25 protein-coding genes are annotated in these 26,213 nt (G+C 58.3%); 16 read left to right on the top strand and 9 right to left on the bottom strand.

What is annotated here, in order from left to right; all coding sequences use genetic code 11:
• The first annotated feature begins 24 nt into the window (after positions 1-24).
• Complete coding sequence (locus ABID16_RS16530) at positions 25-930, top strand: LysR family transcriptional regulator (RefSeq protein ID WP_354557458.1); 906 nt, start codon at positions 25-27, stop codon at positions 928-930.
• 15 nt (positions 931-945) lie between these two features.
• Here the strand turns inward: ABID16_RS16530 and ABID16_RS16525 are convergent, their stop codons facing one another.
• The 3 genes from ABID16_RS16525 to ABID16_RS16515 all read right to left on the bottom strand — a co-directional run bounded on the left by ABID16_RS16525 (position 946) and on the right by ABID16_RS16515 (position 2,454).
• Positions 946-1,350: a type II toxin-antitoxin system VapC family toxin gene (locus ABID16_RS16525; RefSeq protein ID WP_354557457.1), complete on the bottom strand. Its 405-nt coding sequence runs from the start codon at positions 1,348-1,350 to the stop codon at positions 946-948.
• Positions 1,351-1,361: 11 nt separating this feature from the next.
• Entirely contained in the window at positions 1,362-1,604 is a 243-nt protein-coding gene (locus tag ABID16_RS16520; RefSeq protein WP_354557456.1) for a type II toxin-antitoxin system VapB family antitoxin, read from the bottom strand.
• 70 nt (positions 1,605-1,674) lie between these two features.
• Entirely contained in the window at positions 1,675-2,454 is a 780-nt protein-coding gene (locus ABID16_RS16515) for an SDR family oxidoreductase (protein ID WP_354557455.1), read from the bottom strand.
• A gap of 225 nt (positions 2,455-2,679) precedes the next feature.
• Between ABID16_RS16515 and ABID16_RS16510 the strand changes: the two genes are divergently transcribed.
• The 3 genes from ABID16_RS16510 to ABID16_RS16500 all read left to right on the top strand — a co-directional run bounded on the left by ABID16_RS16510 (position 2,680) and on the right by ABID16_RS16500 (position 5,378).
• Positions 2,680-3,597, top strand: a complete 918-nt coding sequence (locus tag ABID16_RS16510; protein WP_354557454.1) for a sugar kinase — start codon at positions 2,680-2,682, stop codon at positions 3,595-3,597.
• Between the two features lie 66 nt (positions 3,598-3,663).
• Positions 3,664-4,062, top strand: coding sequence for a (R)-mandelonitrile lyase (locus ABID16_RS16505; RefSeq protein ID WP_354557453.1), 399 nt, complete (start codon positions 3,664-3,666; stop codon positions 4,060-4,062).
• Between the two features lie 125 nt (positions 4,063-4,187).
• Positions 4,188-5,378: an AGE family epimerase/isomerase gene (locus ABID16_RS16500; protein WP_354557452.1), complete on the top strand. Its 1,191-nt coding sequence runs from the start codon at positions 4,188-4,190 to the stop codon at positions 5,376-5,378.
• A gap of 10 nt (positions 5,379-5,388) precedes the next feature.
• Here the strand turns inward: ABID16_RS16500 and ABID16_RS16495 are convergent, their stop codons facing one another.
• Together ABID16_RS16495 and ABID16_RS16490 are read right to left on the bottom strand one after the other, a co-directional pair.
• Complete coding sequence (locus tag ABID16_RS16495; RefSeq protein ID WP_354557451.1) at positions 5,389-6,186, bottom strand: SDR family NAD(P)-dependent oxidoreductase; 798 nt, start codon at positions 6,184-6,186, stop codon at positions 5,389-5,391.
• Positions 6,183-7,256 (bottom strand): phosphotransferase family protein, encoded by a 1,074-nt coding sequence (locus ABID16_RS16490; protein WP_435532434.1) that lies wholly within the window; start codon positions 7,254-7,256, stop codon positions 6,183-6,185. Before ABID16_RS16490 ends, ABID16_RS16495 begins: the two co-directional genes overlap by 4 nt.
• Positions 7,257-7,441: 185 nt before the next feature.
• Here ABID16_RS16490 and ABID16_RS16485 point away from each other — a divergent pair, with 185 nt between their 5' ends.
• The 4 genes from ABID16_RS16485 (at position 7,442) to ABID16_RS16470 (ending at position 11,713) form a co-directional block, all read left to right on the top strand.
• Positions 7,442-8,680 (top strand): acyl-CoA dehydrogenase family protein, encoded by a 1,239-nt coding sequence (locus tag ABID16_RS16485; RefSeq protein WP_435532439.1) that lies wholly within the window; start codon positions 7,442-7,444, stop codon positions 8,678-8,680.
• Positions 8,680-9,648, top strand: a complete 969-nt coding sequence (locus ABID16_RS16480) for an NADPH:quinone oxidoreductase family protein (protein WP_354557449.1) — start codon at positions 8,680-8,682, stop codon at positions 9,646-9,648. Before ABID16_RS16485 ends, ABID16_RS16480 begins: the two co-directional genes overlap by 1 nt.
• 105 nt (positions 9,649-9,753) lie before the next feature.
• A complete protein-coding gene (gene cysQ, locus ABID16_RS16475; protein ID WP_354557448.1) occupies positions 9,754-10,557 on the top strand; it encodes a 3'(2'),5'-bisphosphate nucleotidase CysQ in 804 nt (267 codons plus the stop codon).
• Between the two features lie 46 nt (positions 10,558-10,603).
• A complete protein-coding gene (locus tag ABID16_RS16470; RefSeq protein WP_354557447.1) occupies positions 10,604-11,713 on the top strand; it encodes an RHE_PE00001 family protein in 1,110 nt (369 codons plus the stop codon).
• A gap of 58 nt (positions 11,714-11,771) precedes the next feature.
• Here the strand turns inward: ABID16_RS16470 and ABID16_RS16465 are convergent, their stop codons facing one another.
• Entirely contained in the window at positions 11,772-12,530 is a 759-nt protein-coding gene (locus ABID16_RS16465; RefSeq protein WP_354557446.1) for an SDR family oxidoreductase, read from the bottom strand.
• Positions 12,531-12,739: 209 nt separating this feature from the next.
• Here ABID16_RS16465 and ABID16_RS16460 point away from each other — a divergent pair, with 209 nt between their 5' ends.
• Positions 12,740-13,666 carry an endonuclease/exonuclease/phosphatase family protein gene (locus ABID16_RS16460; RefSeq protein ID WP_354557445.1) on the top strand — a complete coding sequence of 309 codons (927 nt, stop codon included), beginning with the start codon at positions 12,740-12,742 and terminating at the stop codon, positions 13,664-13,666.
• Positions 13,667-13,705: 39 nt separating this feature from the next.
• Complete coding sequence (locus ABID16_RS16455) at positions 13,706-14,494, top strand: metallophosphoesterase family protein (RefSeq protein WP_354557444.1); 789 nt, start codon at positions 13,706-13,708, stop codon at positions 14,492-14,494.
• 96 nt (positions 14,495-14,590) lie between these two features.
• On the opposite strand, the gene ABID16_RS16450 is transcribed toward ABID16_RS16455, so the two are convergent.
• A complete protein-coding gene (locus tag ABID16_RS16450) occupies positions 14,591-15,217 on the bottom strand; it encodes a transglutaminase-like cysteine peptidase (RefSeq protein ID WP_354557443.1) in 627 nt (208 codons plus the stop codon).
• A 338-nt stretch (positions 15,218-15,555) separates the two neighbouring features.
• Here ABID16_RS16450 and ABID16_RS16445 point away from each other — a divergent pair, with 338 nt between their 5' ends.
• Entirely contained in the window at positions 15,556-15,816 is a 261-nt protein-coding gene (locus ABID16_RS16445) for a hypothetical protein (RefSeq protein WP_354557442.1), read from the top strand.
• Positions 15,817-15,876: 60 nt separating this feature from the next.
• On the opposite strand, the gene ABID16_RS16440 is transcribed toward ABID16_RS16445, so the two are convergent.
• A complete protein-coding gene (locus tag ABID16_RS16440; protein WP_354557441.1) occupies positions 15,877-17,166 on the bottom strand; it encodes an O-antigen ligase family protein in 1,290 nt (429 codons plus the stop codon).
• Positions 17,167-17,729: 563 nt separating this feature from the next.
• Between ABID16_RS16440 and ABID16_RS16435 the strand changes: the two genes are divergently transcribed.
• The 5 genes from ABID16_RS16435 (at position 17,730) to ABID16_RS16415 (ending at position 24,716) form a co-directional block, all read left to right on the top strand.
• Entirely contained in the window at positions 17,730-18,932 is a 1,203-nt protein-coding gene (locus ABID16_RS16435; RefSeq protein ID WP_354557440.1) for a polysaccharide biosynthesis/export family protein, read from the top strand.
• Positions 18,933-19,012: 80 nt separating this feature from the next.
• The gene (locus tag ABID16_RS16430; protein WP_354557439.1) at positions 19,013-19,780 is read left to right on the top strand and encodes a hypothetical protein; all 768 of its coding nucleotides are present in this window, start codon (positions 19,013-19,015) and stop codon (positions 19,778-19,780) included.
• A gap of 84 nt (positions 19,781-19,864) precedes the next feature.
• The gene (locus ABID16_RS16425; protein ID WP_435532438.1) at positions 19,865-22,132 is read left to right on the top strand and encodes a polysaccharide biosynthesis tyrosine autokinase; all 2,268 of its coding nucleotides are present in this window, start codon (positions 19,865-19,867) and stop codon (positions 22,130-22,132) included.
• A gap of 114 nt (positions 22,133-22,246) precedes the next feature.
• Complete coding sequence (locus ABID16_RS16420; RefSeq protein WP_354557437.1) at positions 22,247-22,804, top strand: hypothetical protein; 558 nt, start codon at positions 22,247-22,249, stop codon at positions 22,802-22,804.
• A 328-nt stretch (positions 22,805-23,132) separates the two neighbouring features.
• Positions 23,133-24,716, top strand: coding sequence for a hypothetical protein (locus tag ABID16_RS16415; protein ID WP_354557436.1), 1,584 nt, complete (start codon positions 23,133-23,135; stop codon positions 24,714-24,716).
• Positions 24,717-24,961: 245 nt separating this feature from the next.
• On the opposite strand, the gene ABID16_RS16410 is transcribed toward ABID16_RS16415, so the two are convergent.
• Positions 24,962-26,047, bottom strand: a complete 1,086-nt coding sequence (locus tag ABID16_RS16410; RefSeq protein WP_354557435.1) for a helix-turn-helix transcriptional regulator — start codon at positions 26,045-26,047, stop codon at positions 24,962-24,964.
• Positions 26,048-26,213: the final 166 nt, after the last annotated feature.

The raw sequence follows: 26,213 nt of genomic DNA, 5'->3' as shown, positions 1-26,213 counted from the left end.
CGCTTTGAGCTTTAGTCAAAGCCAATGGAACCGACACAACGCCGATTGCTCCCTTCAACTGCCGCCCTCTCAGCCTTCGACGCCGTCGCACGGCTCGGCAGCATGAGCGCCGCCGCAGCAGCCCTCAACTTGACGCCAGGCGCCATCAGCCGTCATGTCGCGCTGCTGGAAGAGCAATTGGGAGTCGCCCTCATCAACCGCACCAACCGCGGCGTCGAGCTGACGGACAAGGGCCGCCGTTATGCCGAGGGTGCTGACGCGCTTTTGCGAAGCCTGCGCCTGCTGTCGCTCGAGGCGATGTCCGACAACGCCTCCGCCGTTTTCGGGCTGGCGATCCTGCCGACCTTCGGCACCCGCTGGCTGATGCCCCGAATGCCGGCCTTTCTGAAGCAAAATCCGGGTCTGACGGTAAACTTCGCGACCCGCATCGGGCGCGTGGACTTCGATCAGGAGAGGCTGGATGCTGCCATCCATGTCGGCAAACCGGATTGGCCGGACAGCCATTTCCGCTTCCTCATGCGCGAGCATGTGGTGCCGGTCTGCAGCCCGCAATTCCTGAAGGAAAACCCGGTCAGGACGCCGGAGGCGCTGATTTCGATGCCCCTTCTCGAAATGGCCTCGCGGCCGGAGGCCTGGCAGCACTGGTTCTCAACCCTGGGCGTCAAGCGTTCACATCGCGAAGGGATGCGGTTTGAACAGTTCATGCACGTCTCGCAAGCCTGCATCGCCGGGCTTGGCGTCGCCCTCATGCCGCTCTTCCTGATCCAGGCGGAACTGCAGGAGGGAACGCTGGTCAAGGCGATCGACAGGGCGATCGAGAGCCGCAGCAGCTACTATTTTGTAACCCCCGCCAATCGGCAGCCACATCCCGCAGCGGCGAGGCTGTCGGATTGGCTGGCAAGCGAGATAGAGGCGGCAGGGCTGGCGTGAGACGTAGAGTCCTCGTCAGGGCGAAGTCACGAGATCCGTAGCCTTAAGCAGACGGTCCTTCGTGATCATCCCCGCGTTCGCGGCCTTCGTGTAAGCATAGTGAAAGCAATCGAAATTGCTCAGGTAACGCTTCCCGATCCCCTGCTCCTCCGCAACCTGAACGGCGTAACGCAGAATCTGGCGCGGATCATCGGCCTCACGCAAGGCGATGCCGACCGTCGTCAGCCATTCAACAACAATTCTCTCAGATTGACTGTAACGGCAATTCAGCTGATCGGGGCGCGACAAAACAATGATCGCTTCCCACGCGGCAAGGGCGGACGTTAACGGCGCCTCCGAAGCCATCAGTGCTAGCTCGTAGGCTTCGCTGTCATCATCTCGAGCAATCAGCGAAACAATGGCGCAGGCGTCAACGAACATCCGGTGCCTCGTCAAAGATCGTGATCGAGCGAATGATAAGCGTCCGGGGAAACAGGCTTTCGCTCTGGCTGGAATGCAAGACAATGTTTCTCAAGGAGCCGCGCGGCGGCGTCCCGAGGTGATTGCGCTCTCGCCCGCCGCTCTATCGCCTCCTTGAGCGCGACCACGACCGCCTCGGTCAAGCCTGTCTGCTCCATCTCGGCCAGCTCGCGCGCCAACCGGTCGGCCTCCTGATTGCGAATATTCAGCACCATGGGGAACTCCTTGTGTAGCACAATATAGCCCCTTGTGTAGCCGAAAACAACAGGTCAGTGGAAAGACGCCTCACCCCGAAGCAGTCATCCCGCCATCGACTGCCAGCCATTGCCCTGTCATGTGACCGGCGGCTTTCGAGCAGAACATGAGCGCCGGGGCCTTCAGGTCCTCCGGTCCACCGAAGCGCCCATTGGGAACCGAGGGCAGCAGTGCTGCGCCCATCTGGTCCATCAATCCCTTCGCCATCTTGGTGGGGAAGAAGCCGGGGCAGAGCGCGTTGACCGTGATGCCATGATGCCCCCATTCGACGGCGAGCGTCTTGGTGAAATTGATCACCGCACCCTTTGACGTGTTGTAGGCGATCGTCTTCATGTTGAGGTCGGCGCGATTGCCGCCGAGGCCGGCGACGGAGGCGATATTGAGGATACGCCCATATTTTGCAGGGATCATCGAAAGACGGCCGATCTCCCGGCTGAGCATGAAGATCGACGTCACGTTCAGGTTCATGACCTTGTGCCAGGCATCCAGCGGATAATCTTCCGCCGGCGCGCCCCAGGTCGCCCCCGCGTTGTTCACGAGGATCTGCACGCCCGATCCGCTCGTATCCAGAACCTTGGCGGCAAAATCCGGAATCTCCTCGATCCTCGACAGGTCGCCCGCAATGCCGATAGCCTCGCCGCCGCGTGCCGTGAGATGGGAAACCGCCTCGTCGATCTCCGCCTGCTTACGCGCTGCGAGAATGACACGCGCGCCGTAATCGGACAGAACCTCCGCAATCTGCAGGCCCAGCCCGCGTGAGCCGCCAGTGATCAAGGCCGTTTGGCCCGCAAAGTCGAACAGGTCAGTCATATGCGTCTCTCTCCCATAGCGCAGCTCCGCGAGGGCAAATTTATGCGAAAGCCGCGAAATCAGTTCAATACTGAACAGACTTTATCAGCCATGGGCAAAATCGCAATCGCGACGCTCCAGTTTCCTGCGGGAGAATGGATGATTTTCCGGCGCTTTTCCGGCGCATCTTGCGCAGTGGTCAGCCCTGTGCCAGACGAGGTCGGAGCACTGGGAGAGGACTTGAGGATGAACCGGAAGACATTTCTGTCTGTGGGCGAATGCATGATCGAAATGGCGTCACTGGGTGGCGCGGATTTCCGCCTCGGCTTTGCCGGCGACACGATGAATACCGCGTGGTATGCGCGGGCCTGCCTGTCGCCTCACGATTGGAACGTCGCCTATTTCACCTCTCTGGGCCGGGATGTCTATTCGGACAAGATGGTGGCCTTTTTCGAGAGCAATGGCATCGATACGCGGCTGATCCAGAGACATGCGACGCGCCGCCCCGGCCTCTACATGATCGAGATAGACAACGGTGAGCGCAGCTTCACCTACTGGCGTGACCAATCGGCTGCAAAGACCCTGGCAGATGACAGGGCGACCCTGTCAGCTGCGTTTCTTTCGGCTGATACGATCTATTTCTCCGGCATTACGGCGGCTATTCTTTCCGAAAGCGGGCGGAGCAATCTTCTGGGAGAACTGAAGGCAGCCCGACAGGCGGGCAAGACCATCGTCTTCGATCCCAATCTGCGCCCTCGCCTGTGGAGTTCGACCGAAGAAATGCGTTCCGTCACCATGCAGGCCGCCAGCGTTGCCGACATCCTGCTGCCGAGCTTCGACGATGAAGCCGCGACGTTCGGCGATGCTGATCTCAACGCCTGCGCCGATCGTTATCTGGCAGCCGGCGCGAAGATGGTACTGGTGAAGAATGGCGGGGGGCCGATGCTTTTCGCTGATCGGAACGGGCGCCACGAAACAAGTTCCATCGAACGTATTCAGCCGGTTGACACAACAGGCGCGGGCGACAGTTTCAATGGCGGCTTCCTGTCGGCGCTGATCGGCGGAGCGACACCGGACGAGGCAATTGCCGCCGGACACGCCGTTTCCCTCCAGGTCATCATGCATCGGGGGGCACTCCTCCCGATGAACGAACTCGCAAAATAGGGGTAAGGTTGCCTCTCCACGGTGAACGATGCGATAAGGCTCACTCGCTCACGCAGGAGACCAGCCATGAAAATCTATCGCCTTGAACAGCGCAGCTCGAGCCCCGGCCCCTCGGAATGGTTCACCGGACAGGTTCGCATGGAACCCTTGATCCAGACGGCAGCGCCTGCACGCGTTGCAGCGGTCTCGGTCACCTTCCAGCCGGCAGCGCGCACCGCCTGGCATACCCATCCGCTCGGCCAGACCCTGATCGTTACGTCAGGTGTTGGACGGGTCCAGCGCGAGGGCGGCCCGGTTGAGACGATCACTTTGGGCGATGTCGTCTGGTTCGAACCTGGAGAGCGCCATTGGCATGGCGCATCTCCGGATCTTGCCATGACGCATATCGCTATGCAGGAAGCCCTCGATGGCAAGACCGTGGACTGGCTCGAACATGTAACGGATGCAGAATACGCACCGGATTGAAGCCTTTACCCGAACAAGCGAAACACTTGACGGTGCAGCCATGGTAAGTAGTGGTTCGAGGGAACAGAGATGCACTTCGCTTGGTTATTCCCAATCATGCACACTCACCTTCCCCGAAAGGTCATATGTTGAACATCGAACAGCTCCACCGGCTCGACCTCACGCTCACAGAGTTGCGCGATTGGCTCGAGCGCTCGGCACTGCCCCTTTGGAGCACTGCGGGTGTCGAGCCGACAACCGGCGGCTTTCATGAACGGATCGGCCAGGATGGTCGCCCCATGGCGGATGACGACCGCCGTTCGCGGGTGCAGCCACGGCAGATCTATTGTTTCAGCGTCGCTCACCAGCGTGGCCTTGCCGGCGATTGGGACACGATCGTCCGCAACGGCCTGACCTATTTCGAAAAGACCTTCCTGCGGCACGACGGCCTCTATGGTGCCCTTGCCGATGCGCAAGGTGTCCTGATCAGACCGGAATACGATCTCTACAATCAGGCATTCGCGCTCTTCTCGTTTTCGCAGATTGCAGCGAGCTTTCCGGAGTCCCGAATGCGGATGGAAGAGAAGGCGACCGAGCTGCTACGGCTTCTGACCACCCACCACAAGCACCCCCTTGCAGGCTTCGAGCACGCGGATCCGCCGGGGGTCCCGCTCTGCTCCAATCCGCATATGCATCTCTTCGAGGCGGCACTTGCCTGGGAAACGCTCTCCGAGCGGCCGGATGCCTGGACGGCGTTGGCCGACGAAATCGCACATCTTGCCCTGACGAAATTCATCGATCCCGGCTCGGGCGGTTTGCGCGAATTCTTCGATCGCGAATGGAACCCGCATCCCTCCGACAAGGGCCGCGTCATGGAGCCGGGCCATCAATTCGAGTGGTCCTGGTTGCTGGCGCAATGGGCGGCCTTGCGCTCCGATAATGAAGCGATGGCCAAGGCGGAGCGACTTTTCGAGATCGGTGTCGACTACGGCATGTCAAGGGACGGAAAAGTTGCGATGATGAGCCTTTATGACGATTTTTCGGTCCATGACCCGATTGCACGCATGTGGCCGCAAACGGAGTGGCTGAAAGCGGCGACAAGACTTGCCCTCGTCGGTACGGCGGAACGGCAGGCACACTACATCGGCTCCGCCATCAAGGCAGCGGATGCATTTCGCGAATTCCTGAAAACGCCTGTCAGTGGCCTCTGGTTCGACAAGAGACGACCGAACGGAACCCTGATCGACGAACCCGCGCCGGCAAGCACCTTCTACCATATCCTCTGCGCGATCTATGAGGCCGGGGCCAACCTGGCAAAGCTGAGAGCGAGGAACTGAGAAAATCCTGTCAGGTGGCAGTCATCCCACCATCGACATGGATCGTCTGGCCGGTGTAGAAGGAATTGGCCGGCGACGCGGCGAAAATCAGCGCTTCGATCACCTCCGAAACCTCGCCCAGGCGCCTCGCGGGAATGCCGCGCGTCAGATGCGCCTCGGCTTCCTCGCGGCTCGCCTGCCCACTTTCGACCTGCGCGTCCAGCATTTTGGTGACCATGGGCGTCCGGGCGAAAGACGGGCAGAGCGCATTGATCCGCACGCCGCGCCGGACATATTCCAGCGCCGCAGATTTGGTCAGTCCCACGACGCCATGTTTGGCGGCGGAATAAATGCTGGCAGCCGGCGCACCGGCGACGCCGGCGACCGACGCCACGTTGACGATGGCGGCCTTGCGGCCCCTCTCCCGATATTGTTTTTCCATCGCCGGAAGCTGGTGCTTGAGGGCGTAGAAGACGCCCATCAGATCGATATCGATAACCCGTCGCGCCACGTCGCTGTCGATCTGAGGCAGCCTCAAAAGCGGATGTGCGATGCCCGCATTGTTGACTGCGACATCGAGTGAACCGAAACTGTCGAACGCCAGTTGAACCAGATCTTCGGAAAGCTTCTCCTCCCCCACCGACCCCGCCAGCGTCGCAACACGTGCGGAATCGAAGCGGCTTGCCATGCGATCGATGCCCTCTTCCGTGAGATCGGACAGCACAAGATTGGCGCCCTCCTGGTAGAAACGTTCCGCTGCTGCCTCGCCAAATCCGCCCGTTGCGCCGGTCACCAGCACGGTCAATCCCTCGAACTGCTTCACCCTCATTCTCCCTTGTTCACGAGATCGCGCGCCATGCGCGCCACAAGCGGCACTGCTGCGGCAAGCTGGCGCGCCTTTTCCGGGTTGGAAGCATTGCCGTCCTGCGCGCGCTTCACGACGCCCTGGATGATCGCGCCGATCCGGAAGAACGAGAAGGCCAGCGCAAAGATCCAGTCTTGCGGGATATCGATCCCTCGCCGTTCGCAGTAGGTGCGAACATAATCAGCTTCTCGCGGAAGGCCCAGAGCCTCGCGGTCAAGACCGCCAATGCCACGGAAATTACCCCTGTTGGGTAACCGCCACTGCATGCATTGATAGGCGAGATCGGCGAGCGGATGGCCGAGCGTGGAGAGTTCCCAGTCGAGCAGGGCAAGAACCTCCGCGCCGTGATGCGCAAAGATCATGTTGTCGATCCGGTAGTCCCCGTGAACCAGCGCCACCTGCCCGTCGTCGCACGCATCATGCTTTTCCAGCCAATCGATCAGCCAGTCCATATCTTCGAGCTTTTCAGTCTCGCTCGCGCGGTATTGCTTGGCCCAGCGTGCAATCTGGCGCTCGAAATAGCTGCCCGGCTTGCCGAAATCGGCCAGGCCGACAGCATTCACATCGACATTATGAAGCGCGGCGAGAGTTCGGTTCATCGAGTCATAGATGGCACGCCTGCCTTCGACTGTCTCGTCCGGCAATGCCGGGTCCCAGAGGATGCGGCCATCGACATGGCTCATGACATAGAACATCCGACCGATAGAGGACTGTTCAGGCGAGAGATATAGCCCTTCCGGCACGGGAACGGCGCTGCCGTGGAGCGCCTTCAGCACGCGGAACTCCCGGTCCACCTGGTGGGCCGAGGCGAGCAATTGGCCGGGCGGTTTGGCGCGCAAGACATAGCGTTTGCCCTCAGCCAGCAGAAGGTAGGTCGGATTGGACTGGCCGTCGGAAAACTTCGTCGCCGATTGCAGGGCGCCAAATCCCGGAATCGAAACTGCGAGCTCGCGCCCGAGTGCGTCGAGATCAAGCATTGTCGGGTTTGCCGCTCCGTTCCCGGGCGCGCGCGGTTCCTGATGCTGGTCTGCCATCTCAATTCCTCCCTGATGAAATATCAATGCCGCATTCGCGAGCGATTGACAACATACTCGGTAGTATGTTCACCTGCATCAACGTCACAATCAGGATTATTCGTCCGATGGATGCGGAGGCTTGAGGCTCCGATCGGGCGTCACGGGAGGAATTCATGTCCGAGATCGTCGCAGGCGCAGACAATATGCCGCTGGGTATGAGCGAACGCCTGAAGCCCCTTCACGCCGCCGTTCGCGACATGATCCGCAACGAGATCATGCCGCTCGACGAGAAGTATCTATCCGAGGTAGGGAAGGCCGAGGGTGGCAACCGTTTCGCATTCACACCGCGGCAGACGGAAATTCTCGAAAGCCTGAAGAAGAAAGCCAGGGAGCGCGGTCTCTGGAACTTCTGGCTGACAAATTCGAAGAACGGCTACGGACTGACGACGGTTGAATATGCCTATCTGGCCGAGGAAATGGGAAAGTCCTTTCTCGCGGCCGAGGTTTTCAACTGCTCTGCGCCTGACACCGGCAATATGGAAGTGCTGGAGCGCTATGGCGCGCCCGAGCACAAGGAAAAGTGGCTGAAGCCGCTGCTGAACGGTGAAATCCGCTCTGCCTTCCTGATGACGGAACCGGATGTCGCCTCCTCGGACGCGACCAATATCTCCATGCGCTGTGAACACGATGGCGATCATTATGTGTTGAACGGCGAAAAATGGTGGTCGTCCGGCGCCGGCGACCCACGCTGCAAGATCTATATCGTCATGGTGCACACGCCGAGCGCGGATCGGCGCAAGCACGAGCAGCACTCCATGATCCTCGTGCCCGCCGACACACCCGGCATCACGAAACTGCGGGCCATGGAAGTCTTCGGCGACGACGACGCGCCGCACGGGCACATGCATCTGAAGCTTGAGAATGTTCGTGTGCCGGCTTCCAACCTGCTACTCAGCGAAGGCCGCGGCTTCGAAATTGCGCAAGGGCGCCTTGGCGGCGGGCGCATTCACCATACGATGCGCGCCATCGGTCATGCCGAAATGGCGCTGGAGCGGCTCTGCCAGAGGGCGCTGCGCCGCGAGGCCTTCGGCAAGAAGCTGGCCGAACTCGGCGCAAACTTCGACATCATTGCCGAAGCCCGCATAGAGATCGAGATGACTCGTCTCCTCTGCCTGAAGGCCGCCTGGATGATCGATCGGGGCAATCCGAAGGAGGCGGCCGTCTGGATCAGCCAGATCAAGGTTGCCGCACCGCGCATGGCGCTGAAGATCATCGATGAGTCCATGCAGATGCATGGCGGCATGGGCATCAGCCAGGACACGCCGCTCGCCCGCTCATGGACCAACGTCCGCACATTGCGTTTCGCCGACGGACCGGACGCCGTTCACCGCCGGCAGATCGCGCGCGAGGAACTGAAGCGCCATACGCAGGAGAAAGTCTGATGAAGGCGATCCTCTGCAGCGCCTATGGCCCGATCGATGGGCTGACCTTCGTTGATTTACCGGAGCCCGAGGCGACAGGCTCGCAGGTTGTCATCAAGGCCGCCGCCATCGGCGTCAATTATCCCGATGGTCTTCTGGTGCAGGGCCTGTATCAGGCGACACCCGAGCTTCCCTTCATCCCCGGCATGGAAATGGCAGGCGTCATCGAAAGCGTCGGTCCGGAGGTGACGCGTCTGAAACCGGGCATTCGCGTTGTCGCGACCGCAGGCACCGGCGCCTTCGCCCAAAAGGGCGTTTTCGCCGAGGCGCAATGCATCCCCCTGCCCGATCAGGTCACAGACCAGGATGCCTGCGCGCTGATGTGCGGCTTCGGCACATCGCATCACGCCCTGAAGCAACGCGGATTGCTCAAGCCGGGCGAGACGCTGGTCGTTGCAGGCGCCGCCGGCGCGACCGGGCTTGCCGCGGTGCAGATCGGCAAGGCGATGGGCGCGAAAGTCATCGCCATCGCCTCCTCGGAGGAGAAGCGGAATGCGGCGCGCCAGGCCGGGGCTGACCATGTCATCGGCTACGACAACCTTAAGGATCAGTTGCGCGAGCTTGCAGGCAAAAAAGGCGTGGATGTCGTGTTCGACCCCGTCGGCGGCGACACGTTCGACACGCTGGTCCGAACCATGGGGCGCAATGGCCGCTACCTGGTGGTCGGCTTTGCCGCCGGGCGCATTCCGCAATTGCCGGTCAACCTCGCGCTGGTCAAGGAATTCTCCCTCGTGGGCGTGTTCTGGGGCGCATTCACGCAGCACGAGCCGGCCACCTATGCCGAGAATGTTCGCGAACTCTTTGGCTGGTATCTCGAGGGCAAGGTCAAACCGCTGATTGGCGCACGCCAACCGCTTTCGGCAGCGCCAAAAGTACTGACCCGGTTGATGGAACGCGGCGTTTCAGGCAAAATAGTGCTTGATCCCTGATTGGACGCTTGTCGTGATCGCGAACCCTGGGGACGGCGGCTTGCGGCGAAAGTCCGTCGATAATATATGCACAAGCGTCGGCAGCGCCTTGCCGGCGCGAGAACCATGATGACAACCAAAGACCCCATGCTTGAGATTTTCACGGCTGCCGCCATTGAGGCAGGCGCCGTGATCATGACTGTGTTTCGCGCCGGACCGGAAGTTCGCATCAAATGCGACCAGTCGCCCGTCACCATTGCGGACGAGAAGGCCGAAGCCATCATCTCCGACATCTTGACGAGAGCGTATCCCGATATCCCGCTGATCGCCGAAGAGGCCTGCGCCGCCGGTCATATGCCTGCGACCGGGTCCGGTCGTTTCTTCCTTGTCGATCCGCTGGACGGCACGAAGGAATTCATCAACAAGAGCGAGGACTTCACCGTCAACATCGCTCTTATCGTGGACGGTCGACCCGTAGCAGGCGTGGTTTATGCGCCCGCCAAGGGCGTGCTCTATCGAGGGGACGCGACGGGAGCGGAAAAACTCGTCATTGGCGAAGGGGGACGCCTCGTGTCCCGTCATTCGATTGGCGTGCGCCCCTGCCCCAATAAGCCTGTCGCCGTGGCGAGCCGGTCGCACAACAGTCCCGAAACCGTTGCGTTCCTGGAAAAGGAAGGCGTGCGCGATTATCGCTCCGTGGGCTCCTCGCTGAAATTCTGTCTGATTGCCGAAGGCGAAGCCGATATCTATCCGCGCTTTGGCCGCACGATGGAATGGGACACCGCTGCCGGCGACGCCGTCGTTCGCGCGGCAGGCGGCTCAACCGTCGGACCTGACGGCAATCCGCTATTTTACGGCAAGCGAAACCAGTCCTCGGACAGCGATTTCGCCAATGCGGATTTCATTTGCTGGGGACGCCGTCCGGCGTAATCGGGCGGCGATAGTCAGCCGACGCCAAATGGCCTATCGTTCGTGAATGTCCTATGACCTGAAGCGAATCGATTTTCCGGCTCTGTTCGGCCCCACATGTCGGGCGACCGAAGCGCTTGCCCGGCTTGATGAATGCATTTCGCGGTCGGACATTCGGGGCGGATTTCTGGAGAGACAGGATTTCGCGGACGCGATCTCTTCCATGTGGGTCGATGGCGAACTGGTGCATGTCGAAGACCTGGTGCTGCACGATGCACGACGCGACGCCCGCACGCCGACCCACGAGCTGACCATTGCACATTCCGTCCTGCGCAGCCGCCGCCAGATCGCCGGCCACGATCCGGAATGGGCGCTCAGCAGCGCCGGCCTCACGCGATTGCGAGGCGAGGCGCGCGAGGGCGAAGCAGCTCTAGCCGCGCAACCAGCGCCGGCCGTCGCCTCGCAAGGAGAGGCAGAGGAAGAGACGGAAGCGGACGAAGTTTCCAACGAATTTGCAGAAATCGACGCCTTGCTTAGCCGCAGCAGCGCCCTGATCGACGACGCACTCAACAAGGGGCACGTTCAAAAGCCCTCGCGCGACCGCGACCCGTTGGTTTACGACGCCGATTGGGATGAGGACGCACGGCTGGACGAATGGTTTGATGTCCTGCGCGCCGTGGCCGAACTGCCGCCCGTCCTGAAAGCCGCCATTGCGCTCGACGCGTGGAACCAGCTTCAGGTCCTCCAGCACCGCACGGAACTGGGACGACAACTGGCCGCTTCGTTGCTGAGACAGGAAGGCCTCGCGAAGGCGCATCTGCCGCCTCTGAATGTCGGTCTCAAGGCGATCAAGATCGATCGCCGACGCGCGCCAAGCCGGATGACGCGACTTCTGGCGATCCTGGAGAGCTTTGAGGAGACGGCCGCCACAGGCCTGAAGGAACACGACCGTCTCCTGGCTGCCCGCGCACAGCTCGAGCGCCGCACAGCCAACCGGCGTGGTCATTCCCGGCTTCCGCAACTCGTCGATCTGGTCATCGCCAGACCGGTGGTTTCTGCCAGTCTCATTGCGCAAGAGCTGGATATCACGCCGCAAGGCGCGCTGGTGCTCACCAAGGAGCTGAACCTGCGCGAAATGACGGGCCGTGGACGTTACCGCGCCTGGGGTGTCCTTTGATGTTCGTTCTCGACCGGCAGATCCATTTCCAACGAGTTTTGAACTTAGTCAACCGCCCTTAGCCACGCCCGACAAACGGCATTTTGGTCGCCATGACCGTCATTGTCAGAACATTGGCGTCGAGCGGTAGGCCGGCCATGTAGACGACAGCATCCGCCACGAGCTTTGGATCGATCGTTGGTTCGACCATGGTTTGACCGTTTGGCTGCACGATGCCTGCGCGCATCCGGTCCGTCATGTCGGTCGCGGCATTGCCGATGTCGATCTGGCCACAGGCAATGTCGAAAGCGCGGCCGTCGAGCGCACAGGATTTGGTCAGCCCCGTGATCGCGTGCTTGGTGGCCGTATAAGGGGCGGAATTCGGCCGCGGTGTCGTGGCGGAAATCGAACCGTTATTGATGATGCGGCCACCTCCGGGATTCTGCGCCTTCATGATGCGGAAGGCCTGCTGGGTACACAGGAAGGCGCCCGTCAGGTTGGCTGACACCACGCGGCTCCAGTCTTCAAACCCAAGCTCGTCCAGAGGAACAGCGGGGGCCGAAAGCCCGGCATTGTTGACAAGAAGATCAAGCCGTCCAAAGCGGCGCTCGATGTCTTCGAATAGCGACCGGACAGAGGCGGGATCACCCACATCGGCAACGCCGGTGTGGACTTCAGCGGAACGTCCGGAGGCGATCTCTTGGGATGCCTCTTGCAGAACATCAGGCCGCCGCCCTGCAATCATCAGGGTCCATCCCGCTTCGGAAAGCCCCTTGGCGATGGCTTTTCCGACCCCCGTGCCCCCACCAGTGACGAGTGCTATCCCTTGACCAGCCATGTCCCTCTCCCGAACGCGAACTCAAACTTCATCGCCTTTGTTACCTTGCAGGCAGCCGATGTCAAACATGCGGGCATGCTGAGAAGCGCCCCACAATTTCTCTTCCAAGGCCTGAAAATATCCCAGATTTTGTTATGACACGCTAAGAAACCGACGTATTGCGATGATACCAAAGCCAAATCTCGACAGAAGCCCAAACGGAAGGCCGCATGCGAAAGAGACTTCTTCAGACGGCTCCCGCCGTTATCATAGGCCTCCTGCTGCTGGCTCGCCGTTATGAGCTTCAACTGGACCATATCCTGTCGATGGCCTATTTGTTCTGGGATTATTTTCTCGCAGCCAGTATCGTCTTCCTTCTGGGGATTGCCCTGTTCCGTCGTCACCTCCGGCTGGCTGCAGGACTTGCGGCGCTTGTCGTGGCCGCGGATTTCGTTTCCCCAACCGTGTTAGACTGGTACCGAAATGCCGGGCCCGCAACGGGTCCCACGTTGAAGGTGATCACCTTCAATTGGCTCGCCGACGATCGCAACCGCAGCGACATCTATCAGTGGCTGAAGCAGGAAGCACCGGATATCGTCGCAATCCAGGAAACAGACGGACGGGAACAGGGTGTGGTCACGGAACTCTACGGTTTGTTCCCCTACCGCACGCAACTCGCCGGCGATGTCTTGATTCTCACGAAATTTCCCATCCTGAAGCAGGCGAACAAGATGGTTGAAAACAATTCGATGGTTCGCGCAGAATTGAATGTGGAAAATAGACGGCTGGTCGTGTGGGGCATTCACCCGGCAACCCTGAAGGAACGGGCCGAACTGAGGGCACGCGACAATTACCTCTGGGATGTCGCCCACTATGTCCGCCTGGAGACGGAGCCAGTGCTGATGCTGGGCGATTTCAACGCCACCCGCTGGGATCCCAATTTCCAGGCAATCGTCTCGGACGGCGACTTGCACGAGCAACCCGCACTGATCGCACCCCCCACCCGCATGGCTGTGCGCAAAGGTGTCCCCTTCTTCGGATCACCGATCGACCATATTCTGACCAATCGTGGAAACGTTCTGTCGAACTGCCGAACGGGCCCCAATCAAGGTTCAGATCACAGACCGCTGATTTGCAATCTCCAACTGGCTCACTAAATATGTTGCGTGCGGTTCGATCGGCTCCGATAGCCCGGAATGGGAATAGAAATGCTGCGGTGGGTGAAGAAATTTCTCTCGAAGGCTTCGGCACGGGAGCCCAGGCGCGATGCAGCAGGCATTGAAATTCCGGCTGGCTCCTTCGACAAGATCTACGCCATCGGCGATATCCACGGCCGCCTGGACCTGTTGCTGGAAGCAGAGCTGAAGATTGAAGCAGACATCGCTGAGCACGAGCGCGCGCTTGCCGTCTATCTCGGAGACTATGTAGACCGCGGCCCCGATTCTGCCGGCGTGCTCGATCGTCTGCGCGAGCGCCAAGCTCCCCGCTTCGAGAGGCTGTGCCTGCGTGGAAATCACGACGACGTTTTTCTGAGCTTTCTCGATCGTCCGCTTGACGAATGGGGCTGGCTGGACATGGGCGGAAGGGAAACCTTGCGTTCCTATGGCCTGGCTCTAGATCCCGCGCGGGATCGCCGTCTGGGCGACGAAGTCCTGCTCGACCTGCTCAGAACACATGTGCCGCAGTCACACCGCGACTTTATCGCCCAGACCCCACTCTGGGCGCAGCGAGACGACCTGCTCTTCGTCCACGCCGGCATCAAGCCCGGCGTCCCGATTGAGGAACAGGATCCGATGGATTTCATGTGGATCAGAGAGCCTTTCCTCACAGAAGGACCGTCCCTGCCGCTCACTGTCGTACACGGCCACACACCCCAAACCACGGTCACCTATGGTCGCAATCGCATCGGGATAGATACCGGCGCATACGCGACGGGTCGGCTCAGCATATTGAGGATCGCCGAGGGCTCCGTACAGGAACTCTGAGGCACATCGCCTCGCTCGGCCGACAAGAGCTCTACGACGTTGGCGAGCAATGGCTGGCGCTTGACCAGTGCCTTTCGGCTCGACTTGAAGCGGAGTTCACACCTTGGCCTGCGCCACCGACATCCACTTTTTGGGATTCGATGCGGATTGTATCATCAGCCACTTCAAACCCGTCCTGTCCCAGCGACGAATGGCATCGACACGGTTGTCGAGCACGAGATCTCCGGAATTTGTCTTGACCACCAACACCATGTGGCCCTCGCCGAATGCGGTATAGACGACAGCAAGCCGCAGCGCGTTAGTCGGCCAGCCATGCGAGACAAGTTCATGACGCTTGGTGATTGCATAATCTTCGCAGTCGCCGGCCTCCGGCGCCAGCGACCAGACATCGCCTCCGGGGCCATTGGCATCGTTTTGCGGCCGGATTGCCTGATTGATCTTCAGGTTCACCGACTGCAGCTGCGCAAACCGCTTTTCATCAAGGCTGACTTCAAGACGGGACCACCGCGTCCGCTTGGCAGAGCACTCTCCCGGATTGGCCTGGCAGAACACGACACCCGCATACGGACCAACGGTGCGATGGGAAACGGTGATAAACTCCCTTTTGGCCTCATCCCCAAGGTTTCTGGTCAGCGAGCCCAGCGAAAATGCCGAGGCGGGAATGGAATTCATCATGGCCGCTGCAAGTACAAAGCCGGCAAGAATCCGCTGGAATTTACGCATGGCACAACCCTGCTTCCGCCCGAGTACTTTTTGTACCCGTTGTTTTTGATGAGGGCCTTATCGCTTCCTCTTGAAAACATTTTTACAGGAGAGGTCTTTGACGCCATTTAAATCGGAACTTAAAATTTTACCGAACTGGTCTTTTCTGTACCAAACTGGAATAGGTCACCGGCCTGTTGACTGTCGAAAGGTGCCGTCGCAACGTGCATGAACGAAAATGTAAGTCGATTGGCCCTGTCATACTTTGAGACCCGGAATTCCATTGAATGGGCAGAATCCCGCATTATCTCTCATGTAGAAGAGACGTCACGATATCTGGACTCGAGAGGGGTTGCAGGATGCGCAGGATTTCAGGCCTTGCCGCTTCCGTGTTGGTACTGGCTATTTACACGTTTGCCGCGGGGATGGCGGTCGCCGGCGATGCACGCGGAAAGGTTCGCTATGTGGGCGACGGAACAGTGATCCTGGGCGATGGCACGCGCTATAAATTGCCCGAAGGCTCAAATCTCCCCGAGCCGAAGGAAGGTCAGCATGTGACGATTGAGTTCAAGAAAGGTCACAATCGAAACGAAGTGACCCGGATGCGGGTAGACGATTGAGCCAACATGCCACCCGGCCTGACAGGCCGGAGTTCCGCGCGAATTCAGCCCGCGAGGCGCTCATGATGTCTGGTGAAGCCCGGTAAAATTCGGACCATCAGGTCCACGTTTCTGACGGACCCCGTTTCTGCGAACACGGTTCAACGACAAAACGGATGCTGCCGCCATAATGGCGGCGAAGAAGACCGCAACACCCGGAATCTGGATCGAAAAGTCCACGATGCTGTGTAGCAGAAACAGAAGAAGCACTGATGCACCCGAGGCAGACGCCCAGCGGCGAGACTTGCGGTTCTTGATCCCGGATATGAAAATCAGGATCAAGCCACCGACGGCGACCAACAGGAGGGGGACGAAGATGACGCCAAGATCAATCCAGCCCTCGAGATAAAAAGAATGCGCCCTGTCCCAAAGCCGGTTGTGAGCGCAAAGCGGATCCTGGTAGCGCTCATAGGCCTCACGAAAGCTTCCCAGCCCGGTTCCGAAAAGCCAGTTGTCCTTCAGCAACTGCACAATAGAAGGATAGGCGCAGAAGCGGGCATCCTCCGCTCCCTGCATATCGGCGCGCATGAGAACCCGCCCACCAAGAAGGAAGAAGATCAGGACAATGAATGCCGCTGCGACAGACACGGAAGCCCATTTGCTTGGGCGAGCCATGCCGTTGGACGGCCGCCTCGTACGTTGGCCGATACGCCAATAGCCGTCGATGACGAGAAAGACAGAAAGCGCGGAGAGAGCAACGAAGGTTGCAGCAATGCCTCCCCGAGATCGCGTCAGAAGCAGCGCGAGCAAAGTCACGAATGCCAGAAAGCCATGCAAGACAGAATAGGTGTCCACCTGAATGAGCCGCTGAGCATGAAACGCTGCACCTGCACGCCCTCGGCGCGGTGACACGGGAATAAGCGAGTCGAAGAGAAAACCGGCATTGATCAACAACGCTGCACCCAGATAGGTCGCAATGGAATTGCGATTGACCAGGACCGAAGTCAGATCGTCCAGATAATAGTCCTTTTTTCGGAACATCAGATAGTCTGGAAAGAATTCAAACTGAATGAGACCGTAAAGGGCAACCAGACCGCCTGAAATCGCAAGAAACCGCAGCAGCCGTGTCGCGGATGCATCCGACTGGAATAGAAGCACTCCGGTCGTGAAGACCGCAAAAGGCAACAGAACCGGGATTATCGTGGCCAGCGTATCCGCAGGGACGATCGAAATGGAGCCCGGAAGCGCTCCCAGCACCTCGGAGGCAGATTTCCAGACCGGATTGGCAAAAGGATTACCCTCAAAGCGAAGGGCCTGGCTGCATGCCCACAGCGCCAGCAATGCCGCCAAGACAACAGTCGCTTTCAGCATGAACCGATGCTGTCGGGCCGGCGAGGTCGCAGCGAAAGTAATTGCCGCAAGGACAAAGACCGGAATGGCCAGGAGATAGAGCGGCGCGGATCTTACCGACCCCTCGGGCAGGAGTATGAGAACAACCAGGATACCGTACATCCCTTGCAGGAGGCACGTAACAAGCGAAAGTCGTCCATGAACGTCGACCGGTGCCACATTATCCATGCTGAATGTCTTCCAACGTGTCCTTTCGGAGTGCCTCGCCTCTCAGCGCACTCATCTTATGCAAAAGCATTGTTGAAGGTCACGCCCATTTTCGATCGGCGCTCGCAAGGCGTGTGGAGATCTTCAAAGATCGTTTCCTTCGGTATTTGATTTTTTGCGGAAGATTTCTGCACATAATTTCATCCGCTTAGATGAGAACGCCTTACGAACAGGCAGAATTTAATGGCATGTTGCCCTGCAGCAACAGCCGCATCAAAGAGCGCGGGTAACGACGGCAAAGAAGCTATCTTGCGTTGCAATGCGGCCAAATCTGATTTACCTCCTATGCATATTTCAGAATTTTTTTCGAGGGACTCATGTTTAACATCAATGGGTTGAAAGGCACACTCGCAGCAGTTTTGCTTGTGACTTCAACAGGTTGTACAGCTTTACCGAGTTCTGGTCCCTCGCGTCAGGATGTCGTCGGGAACGCGACCGTCACAAACAACCTCGACGAGTCGAAATCGCGCTTCCAGTATGCGCTTCTCGACATCAACAGCAGGATGCTGCCTTACTTCGATTATTCTCGCCATGACTCGCTCTATGATGGTTTCGGAATGGGGAATTCCAAGCCATCAACCGACCTGGGGCCGGGAGACGTCATCCAGATCACCATTTTCGAGGCTCAGGCCGGTGGCCTCTTCATTCCTGCCGGTGCAACAACGACGCAGGGCAATTATGTGACGCTGCCCAAGCAGACGATTGATGGCAAGGGCGAAGTTATCGTTCCCTACGCCGGCCCGGTAAAGGTCACCAACAGGTCGGTTGCTTCCGCACAGACCGAAATTGCTCAAAAGCTCGCCAGTCGGGCCATCGAACCGCAAGTGGTGATCACCACAGTTTCCAGCGCTTCACAGAATTTGTCTATTTTGGGTGATGTCAATCAGCCTGCCCAGATGGCCGTATCGACCGGCGACAGGGTTCTGGATGTGATTTCGAAGGCTGGCGGTCTTGCCGCACCCAGCGTTGAATCTTACGTCACAATGGAACGCGGAGGCAAAAAGGCAACCGCACTGTTCAAGACGATCGTTTCCAATCCCAAGGAAAACATCTTCGTTCACCCGAATGACACCGTCTATGTCGAACGGGAACGCAGAACTTATCTTGCTTTCGGCGCAACGGGAGCCAGTGGCCAGTATAATTTCGAAGAAGCCGATCTGACTTTGGGGGAAGCGCTTGCCAAGGCCGGGGGCCTCCTCGACGGTCGAGCCGATCCCTCGCAGGTATTCCTCTATCGTGACGTTGCTCGGAAGACTCTTGTCGACGCGGGTATCGATGTGTCACGTTTCAGAGGCGAAACAATTCCGACAGTCATGAAGGCCAACCTTCGCGACCCGTCGATGCTTTTCGCCGTGCAGAAGTTCAAGATGCGCGATGGCGACATCATTTACGTCACCAATTCCGACTCTGTCGAGATTACAAAGTTCATGAACCTCGTGAATGGCGTTTCCGACACCCATTCGAATGTCACATCGGACATTCTGACCACACGCAATGCCGTTCGCTCGCTTGCGCGATAAGTCTGCCTCTTTGTGATCTTCTTGCCGCAAATTGTGCAATGAGCTAGAGTTAAAACATATTTAAAAAGGGAATTGTTCAGATGTCTTTTGGAACCCGCAATAAGCATTCCATGGCTCTGCTGAGCAGTGTGCTCATGACGCTTGCATCGGGATATGCATTCGCGCAACAGACCCAACAGGCGACGACGCAGCAGACCCAACAGGCTGCGCCCGCCGCAGCTCTGACACCTGAGAAGATCGCAGAATACACAAGCGATCCCGGCAAGATGCTGGCCGATTTCGCAAGCAACCCGGAAGGACTGTCCAGCGCAATAAGCCAGTTGGCTTCCAGCGGGACAGCGGGAGCGAACGCTGCGTCGAACGTTCTTCAATTGGCAGCCAATTCGGGTAACAAGGAGTTGGCGCAGGCCGCGTCGAAGGGTATGGGCGAAGCCGTGGCGCGTTTGACCCAGGCCGGCAATGTCGCACTCGCGTCCAGTATCCAGGCTTCCGTTGCATCAATTGCCGCGTCTGCGCCTGCGGAAATTGCAAGTGCAATGAACTCCACGTTCGCGGTCGGTCAGAGTGCCGTCGCAACGGCTGCCCTCGGCACAGGTACGAACGCATCGGGGACTGGTAGCGACACCGGTGCTGGTGGCAACACGTCCGCGAGCGCTTCCGGAACAGGCGCGGCCGGAACAGGAGCCGGTGGAAATGGCACGAACGGCGGGGGCACCACCGGCGCGGCCAACAGCTTTGCGGGCAGCAGCAACACAAGCGCGAACAGTCAGGCTGCGTCGAGCAATGCCAGCAGCGGCACTTCGTTCAGCGGCACTGGATCAGCTTCGGTCCCTGCAAGTCCGTCCTGAGACATTTTTGGGGGGATGGAAGCCGCCCATTTCGCCTTTCGTTTTGGCTTTGCCTGAAGGCTGAGGAACGCTGTGTTGAATTCCTTGAGTACGCATTCTCAGCAAACTGGGGATGAGCTTTCTAAAAAAGATGAAACATCCGCGAATATCGACAGGCTGCTTGCCATTGCAAGGCGCCAATGGAAGGTTGTTTCGATTGCGGTGGCGGCCGCAATTCTATTGGGATTTGCGTATGTCCTCACCGCAGTTCCGCTATACACGTCTTCCATTGAACTCCTCATCGATACAAACAATAAGAAGATCGTTGATCAGCTGTCGCTGATTTCGGGCGTGGCAGACGATGACGTTTCCATCCTTAGCCAGGTTGAGCTTCTAAAGTCTGATCGTATAGCCCAAGCAGTGGCCGAGAAGCTTGAGCTGATCGACAACAAGAGCTTTATGGACGTGAAAGCAAGTCCCCTGGCGCTCGCTGTCGGGGGACTACGGTCGTTGCTGAACTTCAGGAGCTGGTTTGAAGGCGGGTCTCCTGCGGTTGACCGTGAAAAGTTGATGCGCGAGGCGGTCAACCGGCTTTCAGATCACATCGAGGTCGCGCGAAAGGGGCGAACCTATGTCTTGAGCGTCTCTTACACGTCTCCGAACGCCGAACTGGCAGCAAGGATCGTGAGGCAATATGGAGAAGCCTATCTCGACGACCAGCTGAACTCGAAATATGAAGCAACCCGCCGCGCAGGTGATTGGCTGCAGCAGCGCATAGCCGAGCTGAAGCAGAAGTCCCTCGACACCGATCTTGCGGTACAGAAATTCAAGCAGGAAAACCAGCTGATATCCACTGACGGGACGCTTCTGAGCGACCAGCAGCTTACTCAAACAAATGCCCAACTCATTATCGCCCAGTCCAATTTGGCGACTGCCAACGCGAAATACTCGAGCATCAAGACGATCATCGATTCCGGCGACATTAACTCCGCTGTCACAGAGTCGCTCGAAAATCAGGTGATCAATTCGTTGCGCAGCAAGTTTGTCGAAGCGTCGAAACTTGAGTCAGACATCTCCCGACGTCTGGGCCCTGATCATATCAGAGCACAACAACTCCGCTCGGACATGAAGGAATATCAGAAACTGATTTTTGCTGAGCTCGGGCGCATTGCACAAACCTATCAGGTAGAAGCTCAGATCGCCCGTGAGCGTGTGACCGGGCTGAATCAGCAGCTTGCCGCTGCAACACATGTTTCCATTACCGCAAATGACGCGCAAGTACAGTTGCGGGAACTGGAGCGAGAATCCGAAACATATAAAAACCTTTACCAGAATTTCCTGCAAAAATATCAGGAGTCCGTTCAGCAGCAATCCTTTCCGGTCACCGAGGCGCGGGTTATCAGCCCGGCAATAGTGCCCGAGGCACCTTCCAGCCCCAAGAAAGGAATCTCACTCTTTTTGAGCCTTGTCCTGGGGCTGTTGACTGGGGCTGGTCTCGCTGCCTTCCGGGAATACCGAGATCGGTTTTTCCGAGTGCCCGAACATATCCGGGAGGAATTGAACCTCGACCCGCTCGGGATGGTTCCGACCATCAAGTCGGTCACGGTTGCTTCAGACATGGAGAACGAAAGTGTGCACCCGAGAGCAATCGTAAGCACCTCCTCGGTAACAAGCTACGTCGTGAAGAATCCTCTCTCGTCATTTGCTGAAACGCTCAGGAGCGCGAAGATTGCCGTCGATCTTCAAACGGGTAGCAAGAGGCCAAAGGTTGTTGGATTGGTCTCGATCCTGCCGGGAGAGGGCAAGTCTACACTGTCCATCAACCTTGCGGAATTGCTCGCAAATCAGGGTGCGAGGACGCTCCTGATCGACGGGGACCTACGAAATCCGGGCGCAACCCGCAAGCTGGGCAAAAATGCCAGGGACGGCATCATAGAAGTACTGCAAAACAGAGCGTATCTGCCAGATGCTCTACTTTTCAATCCGGAGACCAAACTGGCGTTTCTGCCGGCGGTGATAAAACATAAGATCCCCTACTCTGCCGACCTCTTAAGTTCGCCGGAGATGGATAATCTCCTTAACAAGGCGGCGGAAAATTTTGACTATATCATCGTCGATCTTCCGCCTCTTGGACCGGTGGTCGACGCCCGGGCGATCGCGAGCAAGCTGGATTGTTTCCTCCTGGTGATCGAATGGGGGGTAACTTCAAGAAAGTCAGTTCGCAACGAACTGGCGAAGAATGGACCCGTATTCGACAAATGTGCCGGCGCGATCTTGAACAAAGTGGATTCCGCCAAGTCCAGGCTTTATGAATCCTACGGTTCGTCGGAATATTATTCCTATCGATACAAGTCGTACTACCAAGAGGGCTAACTGCGGTCTATCTCGTTGTTTTGACGTAACTCCGGACGCGAAACCGGTTTCCACTGTCAATGGAATTTCTTTCGCAAGACGCTGTGCAAGCGATGAGGTTAGTTGGTGTAAGCGATGCGGCTAGTTGGAGCGCTGATTTGGGGCTTGGCAGCGGGGTTTTCGCTCCTCATCACATTTGGGAACGTCGCGGTCGTCGGTTATGAACAGTCCGCGCGATCGGCTCTTCGGGAGGCCGACCTTACGCAAGATATGTACAAGTCGATTGCGGGCGGGGATGCCACGCGATGGGCAACGGCTTGCCTGACGGAGATCCTTGGTGTTCGCAAGGAACTGCATCTGAATCAGCTGGATCTTATCTACGGATATGCGCCCCTGCCCGAAACGCAGCTGAAACTCGCCGAAGCCCACGCCTTCCTGCTGAACTTCTTGAGGTGTAGCCCCAGCGACGGAACAGCCTGGTTGGCGGCCGCCATGGTGATGAACACCATGAACAATGATGCCGACGTCACCATGCAATATCTCGCCCTGTCGAGATTCTACTCGCCCGGAAACGCAAACGCAGTGAGGATACGCGCTCAGATTCTTCAGAGCGTTTCACCTAGACTGAAAACTACCTACCGAGATCTGCTCATGGAACCGGGCCGCTCGGATGCGCCGGGACGAGAGAAGTAATAGATTTCAGGAAGGCGTTCAGAGGTGCCGATACAGGCGGCGGCCTGTTCTTTGTCACCGCAGATCAAAAGGCAAGGCTTGCAGCGAAGTGCTGCGGCAGACACGGAAGCGGGGAAGTCCGCATTCGGTTTTCTTTCAAATATTGCCCGAGCTGCACGCCACAAGCGGCGTGCCCAAACGCATAACCACTCGAAATTAAAGACCTTTTTCTGAACGCGTCTGATGCTCCTTGTATGCGTCATCAGGGGAAGGATACCTCCCCCGACTAACTCAGATGCCCGCGATGTTAAACTCGGTCTCTTCCGAATTTGACAGAAGGACATTCCTGATGCTGGGCCTGACATTTGCCTTTGATCTCGCCGCTTCCGCTGGTTATCCATCCGATCATTTGCATGCTCCAACCTGGGTTGCACGCGATCCCACCAACGTGCCGGCGAGTTTTGTGCTGGACGCGGCGAACAATCGCGGATGGTTGAATGGCAAGCAATACGGGACTGAAGCCGCTCTGCTTGAGGCCGCGGGTGGCCAACGCTCCGGTCTTGTCCGGACCATCGGAGCATATGTTCGAGGTCCCGAGCTTGTTGGAAACGGCAATTTCGACAGCGATGTTGCGGGTTGGACCTCGAACGCGGTCAATGTGTCTCTCTCTTGGGACAGCGGTCGCCTGGTCCTGACGAACAATACCGGAGCGCTTTCGGCAGTTGCTGCCTACCAGTCCATTCCGATGGACCCGAAGAGAGCATATCAGGGCGGATACAAGCTTGTCGCGGGCGCGTTCAGCAGCAGGTTGGCATTTTTTGGCGCAACGACCGCAGCTTTCCGAAAGTCGGTCATCCCGCCCTATACACCTGTCGGGACATGGACAGGCACTGCGTCTGCGGCGCCTGACTGTGCCATAGTCATGTTTCGCGCAGACACTATTGCAAATGCAAATTCGGTGATCGTCGACGAAATTACCGTCAAGGAAGCCGTTCCGTTCAAGGGCTGGAATGTCGGCGGATATCGCCAGCGGGTGACCGCCAAAACTCCCGCTTCCCTTGATACGACACAGGTTGTCATGGAATTGAGCGACGACCTGACGCTGACTTCGGCAAGCGGGAATTCAGTGCAAAGCCGGGTACGTTTGGAATACCGGCCGGATACATCCTTACATCTCATTGTGACGTCGGCGTCGATACAACAGGCGGACCTGAACCTCGGGACCGTCGCACCCGACGCAGAGTTCACCGCGGAGTTTCGCGTCGGTCTCACGACGGTTTCCGCCAAGCTCAACGGGAATGCCTATACTCATAGTTGGTTCAGCCAAGGGGCACCGGGTGTTGCACGACTTCACCTGGCCTCCTCCGGTATCGGAGAGGCATGGACCGGCGCGATCACCAGCACCGCCGTCTGGTGTCTGGGCATGACTGCGGTGCGCTTCGAGGGCGACAGCTATATCGGCGGGGCGAGCGGAGTCGGGATGCCGATCGCCTATTGCGCCCTTTCCGACCGGATCGTGACCGCGACCGGAGTTGGCGGCTCCGACATGACAGCCATCCGGAGCCGTATCCTTGACCCGAATAACCGTGAACTCCTGCCCGCAATCACCGTTTTTTGGGATGGCTCGCCGAATGGGCTGACGACGGTTTCAGGCTATTGCGACCAGTTGCAGGATTGCATCTCGGCTCTCGGCCATGGCCGCTTTTTCGTTATTCCCCCGGCCATCGGGGACAACACGCTCAAGACACAGATCCGCGACGAGATGGCTCGACGCTGGCCAGGCAACACCTATGACTGGCGCCCATACATCTTGAACTCCGCAGGTGTTATCGACAGCTCCCGCTTTCAATCTGACGGAGCCCACCTCAACGCGACCGGCATGTCAGAGGCCGCACAGGGGCTGAAAGCATTCCTGGACGCCAAGGGGTGGTAAGCCGCACAAATACGCTGCTCCGACGCGGGCGCAAACCGCGTGTCCGCTCCAAAGGTGCGGCGGCGGTTTCGGGTGCGGACTGCGAAAAAACAAAGAGATAGAGCATTTCAGGTGATCCGGTTTTCATCGGAAATGCTCCAGGCAAATGGGCCTATTGTTTCCGGTGATCCCGTTTCACCGGAAACAATCCAGAGTGGAGCTGAGATACCTGCTGCATCGATTTGAATGCAAAAAGCTATCTGTGATCATGGCCTTCTGATAAAAGCTGTACTTGCGATCAATTGCAGAAGCTCCGACTGTCTTGCGGTTCCGGTCTTGTTGAAGATGCTGCGGATTTGAGTTTTCACCGTCGCAATCGTCACTCCCAACGTTCGTGCACATTCGTCTATCGTCAGGCCGTCAGCCAGATGTCGGGCGACACGATCTTCAGCGGGAGTCAAATCGAACAGGGTCCCCAGGAGATCGGCTTGCGGTGGACCCGGCCGCTCCACGCGCGTCACGATCAGCAGGGCGACCGCCCGCGCAAACACATCATGCGCGCCGCGCCTGATGGGAACGATATGGGCCACCATGGGCACGCCACCATCGGCTCCCGCGGGTATCGGGATCGAGCCGCCATCGCCTGTGCCGGAGGCGAGCGCCTCCAGCGACTCGCGAAGCAGCTGGTTGGCAGTTTTGCTGGCGATGAGCAGCCGGTCGTCGATATGAATGGAAACCTGCTCTTTCAGGTCATGAAACTCGTCATTGGCCAGCAAGACTTTGCCTCTTGAATCCAGCGCGGCTGCCGGAAGTCCGAGTGAACTCATGGCCTGTGTTAAGGCTGCTATGCGCTGCAAGTGCAGGCGGCCGGCGAACAAGGCTGATCTTGCGAGATGCGGCCGGAGCGTGTCGAGCTTTGAAAGGGCCGGGCGATCGAACGGGCCCCGGTCCTGACGCCGCTCAAAGCTGAAAACTAGCAAATCTCCGGTCGGAACGCTGGCGACGGACCCGGCAGACCAGCCAAAGCCGGCGGGGCGGAGAATTTCCTCATAAATCGGATTCGAATTGATCTCCTCCAGTGTCATGACTTCCGTGTCTGCCATAAAGCCCGTATATCGCTTTGCCAGACCCCTTGCCGGCCTCACATTGTACTGGGCGAAGCCTCCGGAGAGGTATTTTTCCATGGGTTCCCTGGCATTCGTGGAAGAAGTCCAGCACCCGCTCTCCATGCCGTGCAAGGCAAAAAGTATCCCGGCCTCCGCATCACCGAACCTGGCGATATCGGACAAAACACGCGGCCATATTTCGGGTATGAACGCTGATTCATAGATGCGATCAATGATGCTATCCATCGCGCTTTGACGCTTCTGCTTATGAATTCGATTCTAATAATGCTTTTCCAGCCCACCATTTGCGGTCGGAATGTCGCCGCGGACCCAATGCTGTATTTGTTCGATATTGCATCTTTCGGCTGCAATTTTCAACAAACACATGAACCCTGTGCAGCGCGATCTCTGG

The sequence above is a fragment of the Limnomicrobium aquaticum genome, assembly GCF_040545545.1.
In the GTDB taxonomy this organism is placed as follows: Bacteria; Pseudomonadota; Alphaproteobacteria; order Rhizobiales; family Rhizobiaceae; genus Ensifer_A; species Ensifer_A aquaticum.
Note: the sequence above shows the minus strand (reverse complement) of the source record. Positions and strands in the feature narration are given on the sequence as shown.

Excerpts from the sequence above, each read along its gene's own strand:
- ABID16_RS16490 (WP_435532434.1), bottom strand. The coding sequence starts at position 7,256 with ATGGCAGACCAGCATCAGGAACCGCGCGCGCCCGGGAACGGAGCGGCA.
- ABID16_RS16525 (WP_354557457.1), bottom strand. The coding sequence starts at position 1,350 with ATGTTCGTTGACGCCTGCGCCATTGTTTCGCTGATTGCTCGAGATGAT.
- ABID16_RS16410 (WP_354557435.1), bottom strand. The coding sequence starts at position 26,047 with ATGGATAGCATCATTGATCGCATCTATGAATCAGCGTTCATACCCGAA.
- ABID16_RS16415 (WP_354557436.1), top strand. The coding sequence starts at position 23,133 with ATGCTGGGCCTGACATTTGCCTTTGATCTCGCCGCTTCCGCTGGTTAT.
- ABID16_RS16500 (WP_354557452.1), top strand. The coding sequence starts at position 4,188 with ATGTTGAACATCGAACAGCTCCACCGGCTCGACCTCACGCTCACAGAG.
- ABID16_RS16455 (WP_354557444.1), top strand. The coding sequence starts at position 13,706 with ATGGGAATAGAAATGCTGCGGTGGGTGAAGAAATTTCTCTCGAAGGCT.
- ABID16_RS16460 (WP_354557445.1), top strand. The coding sequence starts at position 12,740 with ATGCGAAAGAGACTTCTTCAGACGGCTCCCGCCGTTATCATAGGCCTC.
- ABID16_RS16495 (WP_354557451.1), bottom strand. The coding sequence starts at position 6,186 with ATGAGGGTGAAGCAGTTCGAGGGATTGACCGTGCTGGTGACCGGCGCA.
- cysQ (WP_354557448.1), top strand. The coding sequence starts at position 9,754 with ATGATGACAACCAAAGACCCCATGCTTGAGATTTTCACGGCTGCCGCC.
- ABID16_RS16485 (WP_435532439.1), top strand. The coding sequence starts at position 7,442 with ATGCCGCTGGGTATGAGCGAACGCCTGAAGCCCCTTCACGCCGCCGTT.
- ABID16_RS16440 (WP_354557441.1), bottom strand. The coding sequence starts at position 17,166 with ATGCTGAAAGCGACTGTTGTCTTGGCGGCATTGCTGGCGCTGTGGGCA.
- ABID16_RS16445 (WP_354557442.1), top strand. The coding sequence starts at position 15,556 with ATGCGCAGGATTTCAGGCCTTGCCGCTTCCGTGTTGGTACTGGCTATT.
- ABID16_RS16480 (WP_354557449.1), top strand. The coding sequence starts at position 8,680 with ATGAAGGCGATCCTCTGCAGCGCCTATGGCCCGATCGATGGGCTGACC.
- ABID16_RS16435 (WP_354557440.1), top strand. The coding sequence starts at position 17,730 with ATGTTTAACATCAATGGGTTGAAAGGCACACTCGCAGCAGTTTTGCTT.
- ABID16_RS16450 (WP_354557443.1), bottom strand. The coding sequence starts at position 15,217 with ATGCGTAAATTCCAGCGGATTCTTGCCGGCTTTGTACTTGCAGCGGCC.
- ABID16_RS16510 (WP_354557454.1), top strand. The coding sequence starts at position 2,680 with ATGAACCGGAAGACATTTCTGTCTGTGGGCGAATGCATGATCGAAATG.
- ABID16_RS16520 (WP_354557456.1), bottom strand. The coding sequence starts at position 1,604 with ATGGTGCTGAATATTCGCAATCAGGAGGCCGACCGGTTGGCGCGCGAG.
- ABID16_RS16465 (WP_354557446.1), bottom strand. The coding sequence starts at position 12,530 with ATGGCTGGTCAAGGGATAGCACTCGTCACTGGTGGGGGCACGGGGGTC.
- ABID16_RS16470 (WP_354557447.1), top strand. The coding sequence starts at position 10,604 with ATGTCCTATGACCTGAAGCGAATCGATTTTCCGGCTCTGTTCGGCCCC.
- ABID16_RS16515 (WP_354557455.1), bottom strand. The coding sequence starts at position 2,454 with ATGACTGACCTGTTCGACTTTGCGGGCCAAACGGCCTTGATCACTGGC.
- ABID16_RS16420 (WP_354557437.1), top strand. The coding sequence starts at position 22,247 with ATGCGGCTAGTTGGAGCGCTGATTTGGGGCTTGGCAGCGGGGTTTTCG.
- ABID16_RS16430 (WP_354557439.1), top strand. The coding sequence starts at position 19,013 with ATGTCTTTTGGAACCCGCAATAAGCATTCCATGGCTCTGCTGAGCAGT.
- ABID16_RS16505 (WP_354557453.1), top strand. The coding sequence starts at position 3,664 with ATGAAAATCTATCGCCTTGAACAGCGCAGCTCGAGCCCCGGCCCCTCG.
- ABID16_RS16530 (WP_354557458.1), top strand. The coding sequence starts at position 25 with ATGGAACCGACACAACGCCGATTGCTCCCTTCAACTGCCGCCCTCTCA.